Here is a 6460-nt window from a genome sequence, read left to right as displayed (position 1 = left end):
GGCACATGAGCACCAGCAAGACCCGGAGCGAGGCCGACGCCGCGCCCGCCGCCGACGTGAACGCCGACGACGTCAACGCCGATCAGGTCGCCCGCTACCTCGCCCGCCACCCCGATTTCTTCGAGGCCCACGGCCATTTGCTGCTGGCCATGGCCGCGCCCGGACGCTGGGCGGAAGGCGTGGTCGACATCCAGAAGAAAATGCTCGACCGCCGGATCGAGGAGATCGCCGAACTGCGCAACTGCGCGATCGAGGTGATCGAAACCAGCCGCAACAACATGACGGTGCAGACCCGCACCCATGCCGCGGTGCTGGCGCTGCTGGCGGCGGCGTCGTTCGAGCATCTGCTCCGGGTGGTGCAGGAGGACGTGCCGCTCCTGCTCGACATCGACGTGGCGGTGCTGGCGTTCGAGGCGGGCGACCGCCCGCTCGCCGAACTGGTGACCTCGGAAACCCGTTACCTCAAGACCGGCGCAGTCGACGAATTGATCGGCGTCGACAAGGACGTGCGCCTGGTGCGCGACGTCCGCGACGACGGCACCCTGTTCGGCGGCGCCGCCGGGCTGGTGCGCTCGGCGGCGCTGGCGCGGCTGCGTCCGGATCGCGTGCTGCCGTCGGGGCTGCTGGCGCTCGGCTCGCGCAGCGGCACCTTCCATCCCGGGCAGGGGACCGAGTTGCTGCAATTCCTGGCCCGCGTCCTCGAGGCGTGCGTCGGCCGATGGCACGGGAAGACGGGCTGATAACGTTCGCGGCCGAACCCGCCCTCGTCCGCGCCGCCGAGGAATGGCGGCGCTGGCTTCGCGATGAAAAGCGTTTTTCGCGCCACACCCTCGACGCCTACGGGCGCGATGTGGCGGCGTTTTTCGCGTTTCTCGCCGAGCATCTCGGCTATCCGCCGGGCGTGTCCGATCTCGAAAAGCTGGCGCCGGCCGACTTCCGCGGTTTCCTCGCCGGGCGCAACCGTTCCGGCCTCGCGCGATCGTCCACGGCGCGCACGATGTCCTCGGTGCGCGGGTTTTTCCGCTTTCTCGAAAAGTGCGGGCTCGCCCGCTGCGGCGCGATCGCAAGCGTGGGCGCGCCGCGCCCGCCGAAATCGGTGCCGCGCGCGCTGGGCGAGCCGGAAGCGCTGGAAGCGGTTGCCGCCGTCGGCGAGCTTTCCGACGAGCCGTGGATCGCCGCGCGCGACGTGGCGCTGCTGGCGCTGCTCTACGGCTGCGGGCTGCGGATCGGGGAAGCGCTGGCGCTCAACCGCGGCGATATCCCCAAGGGCGATGCCCTGGTGGTGACCGGCAAGGGCCGCAAGCAGCGGCTGGTGCCGCTGCTGCCGGCGGTCAAGACCGCGCTCGCCGATTACCTCGCCTTCCGCCCGGCGGGAAAAGAAAAAGACCCGTTGTTCGTCGGCGCGCGCGGCGAGCGGCTAAACCCGGGCGTCGCCCAGCGCCAGGTGCGCCGCCTGCGCGCGATGCTCGATCTGCCGGAAACCGCGACCCCGCACGCGTTCCGCCACAGCTTCGCCACCCACCTGCTCGCGGGCGGGGGCGATCTGCGCGCGATCCAGGAACTGCTCGGCCACGCCTCGCTTTCGACCACCCAGCGCTACACCGAGGTCGACGCCGCGCGCCTCGACGAGGTTTACCGCCGGGCGCATCCGCGCGCGTCCCGCCGGTAGGCGTGACGCGCGCCGTCCGATAACCCGGTACTGCCGGGCCCGCGCGTTGTCCTCCTACTCTCGTCGCGCCGCGCCGGGCAACCGGCGCGCCACGAACGAAACAGGGAGGACTTTCATGAAGACGTTGACCGCCGCGGCGTCGGCCGCGGCTTTCGCCGCCTGTGCGCTGGCCGCGAGCCCGGGCCAAGCCCAGCAAGGCGCGAAAATGCACCCCTTCATCCTCGCCGCCAACGGGCCCGGCCAAGTCGCCCGCGTCGCCGACGAAGTGAAAGCGAAGCTCGCCAACGGCGGCTTCCAGGTGGTCGGGTCCTACAGCCCGTATCCGGCGGTCGTCGTCGTCGCCGTCACCAGCGACGCCCTGAAAACGGCCGCCGCGCAGACGCGGTTCGGCGCCTACGGCGCGGTGCAGCGCATTTCCGTCACCCAAGCCAAGGACCAGGTGCAAATCGCCTACACCAACCCGCGCTACATGGCCGCCGCCTACCGCATGAAGGGCGATCTCGGCGCGGTCGCGGCCGGATTGGCGAAGGTTCTCGGCGCCGAGAAGGAGTTCGGCGCGGAAAAAGAAGCCATGACCGACGCCGAACTGCGCAAGTACCAGTACATGTTCGGCATGGAGTATTTCGACGACCCGCACGAACTCGCGCGTCACAAGTCGTACGCGGACGCGGTGGCGGCGGTGGAAAAGAATCTCGCCGCCGGGGTTTCGGGCGTCACCAAGGTCTATCGCGTCGACGTGCCGGGCAAGGAGGAAACCGTGTTCGGCGTCGCCATGAACGGCAAGAAGGGCGACGGCGACATGCAGGACGACACCTACCTGATGAGCCAGATCGACTTCAAGGGCGTCAAATCGTCGGCCCACCTGCCCTACGAAATGGTGGTGGCGGGCGATACGGTCTACGCGCTTTCGGCACGGTTCCGCATCGCCATCAATTTCCCCGACCTGTCGATGATGGGCTCCAACAGCTTCATGAGCATCATGGGCAGCCCCGAGGCGATCAAGAAGGCGCTGACGCTGGCGGCGGGCGGCAAGCCCGCGTCCTGAGGGGCGCCTCTACCGGGGCGCGGCGGAACGGGCAAGCCGGAGCGCGAACGGTCCCAGCAGCATCACGCCGGCGGTGAGCGCGAAAGCGGCGAACCAGGCGCCCTCGGTCCCGCTGCCGCCCGCGAATTCGAGGGCGAAGCCGAACGCGACCGGGCCTAGGAACGCGCCGGTGAATCCCAGCGTCGAGTGCACCGCCATGGTGGCGCCCCGGTAACCGGCGGGCGCGGCGGCGACCGAACCGGCGGTAACGGCGGCGGATTCGCCGATCTGGGTCATCATGTGCAGCGCGACGAGCGCGACCACGATCAGGTAAGGCCAGCCGGGGGCGAAGCCGACCGTAAGGCCGACGGCGGCCGAAACCACCATGATCCCGGCGATGGTCCGTCGCCGCCCGAAACGGATCGCGAGTTCGTTGCCGAAAATGGTGGCGGGCACGCCGAACAAGGTGAAAAGGGCGGCCAGCGTCGCCGGCGCCCACCACCCGGCGGATTGATCGGGCCGGAGCGCGGCGGCGAAGGCGAGGTAGACCACCAGCCAGGAGCGCGCGGCGAACACCTCGAAATTGTGGATGGCGTAGGTGAGCACGTAGCCCATCGCCTCGCGGCAACGGAGAACCGGGCGGAAGTCGAGCACATGGGTCGCGGGCGGCGGGTGCGGGCGCGGGTCCTCGCGCGGCAGAAGGAATTGCAGCAGCGCCACCGCGAGCAGCGGCCCGAGGCCGGCGACGGCGAAGGCCGCGCGCCAGCCCAGCGCCGCCTCGACCTGGCCGGCGGCGAACAGCGACAGCGCCGAGCCGATGCTGAACCCGGCGGTGTAGAACGCCACCATGCGGCTTTGGTCGGTGCCGGGAACGTGGTCGGCGAGCAGCTTGAGGCCCGGCATGTAGGTGCCGGCAAGCCCGATCCCGGCGAAAAAGCGGAACAGCGCCGCGCTCCAGAATCCGTCGGCGGCGAAGGCGAAGCCGAAACTCGCAAGCGCGGAGATCAGCGACGCGGCGATGTAGACCCGCCGGGGCGCGACGCGGTCGGTCAGGCTCGAGAGCCACGGCACCGCGCCGAGGTAGCCGGCGTAGAACACGCCGTTGATCCACCCGGCCTCGGAATCGGCGAGGCGCCATTCGGGCATGAACACCGGCATCAACGCCGCGAACGAGGCGTATCCGCCCATGCCGAAGACTTGCGCCGAGGCGATGACGGCGGTGAGGGCGGCGGGCGTCGCGGCGCGGGTTCCGATCGTCATGGCGAGCCCCGCGAGGGGCGAAGCCATCCAGGTGCGAGGTCTGGATCGCTTCGGCGGCCTTGCCGCCTCGCGATGACGGGGATCATGAACCGCCGCGTCAGATGTGGATGGCGCGGCCCAAGGAGGCGAGCGCAGCTTCCTTGACCGCCTCGACCAGGCCGGGATGGCCGTGACAGGTGCGCCCCAGGTCCTCGGCGGAAGCCCCCATCTCGATCGCCAGCGCGATTTCCTGGATCAATTCCCCCGCCTGCGGCCCGACGATGTGCGCGCCGACCACGCGGTCGGTGGCGGCATCGGCCAGCACCTTGGCGAAGCCGTCGGTCTCGGCATTGCACTTGGCGCGCGCGTTGGCGGTGAACGGGAACTTGCCGGCGCGGTAGGGTCGGCCCGCGCTTTTCAGCTGTTCCTCGGTCTTGCCGATGCCGGCGATCTCGGGCGCGGTGTAGACGATGGCGGGAATCGCGTCGTGGTTCACGTGTCCGGCCTCGCCGGCGATGATCTCGGCCACCGCCACGCCTTCGTCCTCGGCCTTGTGGGCGAGCATGGCGCCGCCGATCACGTCGCCGATGGCGAACACGCCCGGCACGTTGGTCTGGAAATGCCGGTCGACGGTGACAAAACCGCGCGCATCGAGGGCGACGCCGACCGCCTCCAGTCCGAGGCCCTCGGTGTACGGGCGCCGTCCGACCGCGACCAGGACCGCGTCGGCTTCGACGGTTTCGGACTTCCCCCCGTCCCGGGGTTCGACCGACAACCGAACCTTCTTGCCCGATTTCGCACCGGTGACCTTGGTCGCGAGGCGAAACGTCATGCCCTGCTTGGCGAGCACGCGCTGGGCGAACTTGGCGACTTCGCCGTCCATGCCGGGCAGGATCGAATCGAGGAATTCGATCACCGTCACCTTGGCGCCGAGGCGGCGCCAGACCGAGCCCAGTTCGAGGCCGATCACGCCGCCGCCGATGACTGCGAGCGATTCGGGCACCTGGGCGAGCGCGATCGCGCCGGTGGAACTGAGGATTTTCTTTTCATCGATCGGGACGCCCTTGAGCGGCGCCACGTCCGAGCCGGTGGCGATGACGACGGAAGACGCCTTGAGGGTTTGTTCGGGGCCGCCCTGTGCCGGCGCAATCGAAAGGGTATCGGCCGCGACCAGGCGCGCGGTGCCCTTAACGTAGTGCACCTTGTTTTTCTTGAACAGGAACTCGACGCCCGAGGTCAGTTCCTTCACCACCTTCTCTTTCCGCGCCATCATCTGGCCGAGGTCGAGATCGAGCTTGCCGACCTTGACGCCGTGGTGGGCGAATTCCTTGGCCGCCATTTCGTAGTGATGGGAGGATTGCAGCAGCGCCTTCGACGGAATGCAGCCGACGTTGAGGCAGGTGCCGCCCAGTGCCCCGCGTTTTTCGACGCAGGCGGCTTTCAGCCCGAGCTGCGCGGCGCGGATGGCGGCGACGTAGCCGCCGGGCCCGCCGCCGACGACGACGAGATCGAAGGATTCGCTCATGTCAGACGTCGATCATGATGCGGCTCGGGTTCTCGACCAGGTCCTTGATCCGGGCGAGGAACGAAACCGCTTCGCGGCCGTCGATGATGCGGTGGTCGTAGGTCATGGCGATGTACATCATCGGGCGAGCCTTGATTTCGTCGCCGACCACGCGCGGGCGGCGCTCGATCTTGTGCATGCCGAGAATCCCCGACTGCGGCGGGTTGAGAATCGGCATCGAGAGCAGCGAGCCGTAGACGCCGCCGTTGGAGATGGTGAAGGTGCCGCCGGTCATCTCGGCGATGGCGAGCTTGCCGTCGCGGGCCCGCCGGCCGAAGTCGGCGATGCGGGTTTCGATCTCGGCGAACGACATCTTGTCGGCTTCGCGCAGCACCGGCACCACCAAGCCCTGGGGCGAGCCGACCGCGACGCCGATGTGGTAGTAGTTCTTGTAGATGATCTCGTCGCCCGCGATTTCGGCGTTGACCGCCGGCCACTCCTTGAGCGCGATGCAGGACGCGCGCACGAAGAACGACATGAAGCCGAGGCGCGTGCCGTGCTTCTTCTCGAACGCGTCCTTGAACTGGGCGCGCATGTCCATCGCCGCGCCCATGTCCACCTCGTTGTAGGTGGTGAGCATGGCGGCGGTGTTCTGGGATTCCTTCAGCCGCTCGGCGATGATGCGGCGCAGCTTGGTCATGCGCACGCGCTCCTCGCGCTCGGCCTCCGGGCGGGGTCCGGTCGGCGCGGCGGGCGCCGGAGCGGGTTTAGGCGTCGGCACCGTAGGACGCGCCGCCGGAGCGGGAGCCGCGATGTGAGCCAACACGTCGGCCTTGGTCAGCCGGCCGCCGGGACCGGTGGCGGGAATGCGGGCGGGATCGAGCCGGTGTTCCTCGATCAGCTTGCGCACGGCGGGTGCGAGCGGGCCTTCCGCACCCGCGGCGGCGGGCGCCGGCGACGGCGCGGCGATGGGAGCGGGCGCCGCCGGAGCGGGGGCCGGTTTCGACACGGGTGCGGGAGCGGC

6 protein-coding genes are annotated in these 6460 nt (G+C 69.4%); 3 read left to right on the top strand and 3 right to left on the bottom strand.

From position 1 onward, the window contains the following. The 3 genes from FJ311_15490 to FJ311_15480 form a co-directional block, all read left to right on the top strand. The coding region (locus FJ311_15490; GenBank protein ID MBM3952837.1) for a DUF484 family protein at positions 1-740 on the top strand (740 nt) is incomplete at its 5' end. Further along, the gene (locus FJ311_15485; GenBank protein MBM3952836.1) at positions 719-1669 is read left to right on the top strand and encodes a tyrosine recombinase XerC; all 951 of its coding nucleotides are present in this window, start codon (positions 719-721) and stop codon (positions 1667-1669) included. The genes FJ311_15490 and FJ311_15485, both read left to right, overlap by 22 nt. Positions 1670-1784: 115 nt before the next feature. Beyond that, positions 1785-2714, top strand: a complete 930-nt coding sequence (locus tag FJ311_15480) for a hypothetical protein (GenBank protein ID MBM3952835.1) — start codon at positions 1785-1787, stop codon at positions 2712-2714. Positions 2715-2723: 9 nt separating this feature from the next. On the opposite strand, the gene FJ311_15475 is transcribed toward FJ311_15480, so the two are convergent. From FJ311_15475 to odhB, 3 genes are all read right to left on the bottom strand, one after another. Next, complete coding sequence (locus tag FJ311_15475) at positions 2724-3980, bottom strand: MFS transporter (GenBank protein MBM3952834.1); 1257 nt, start codon at positions 3978-3980, stop codon at positions 2724-2726. Positions 3981-4050: 70 nt separating this feature from the next. Beyond that, positions 4051-5457: a dihydrolipoyl dehydrogenase gene (gene lpdA, locus FJ311_15470; protein MBM3952833.1), complete on the bottom strand. Its 1407-nt coding sequence runs from the start codon at positions 5455-5457 to the stop codon at positions 4051-4053. Between the two features lies 1 nt (position 5458). Further along, on the bottom strand, positions 5459-6460 hold a 1002-nt coding region (gene odhB, locus FJ311_15465), incomplete at its 5' end, for a 2-oxoglutarate dehydrogenase complex dihydrolipoyllysine-residue succinyltransferase (protein MBM3952832.1).

The organism is Rhodospirillales bacterium, from assembly GCA_016872535.1.
Taxonomy (GTDB): Bacteria; Pseudomonadota; Alphaproteobacteria; order Rhodospirillales; family 2-12-FULL-67-15; genus 2-12-FULL-67-15.
This window is presented reverse-complemented; position numbering and strand designations above follow the sequence as displayed.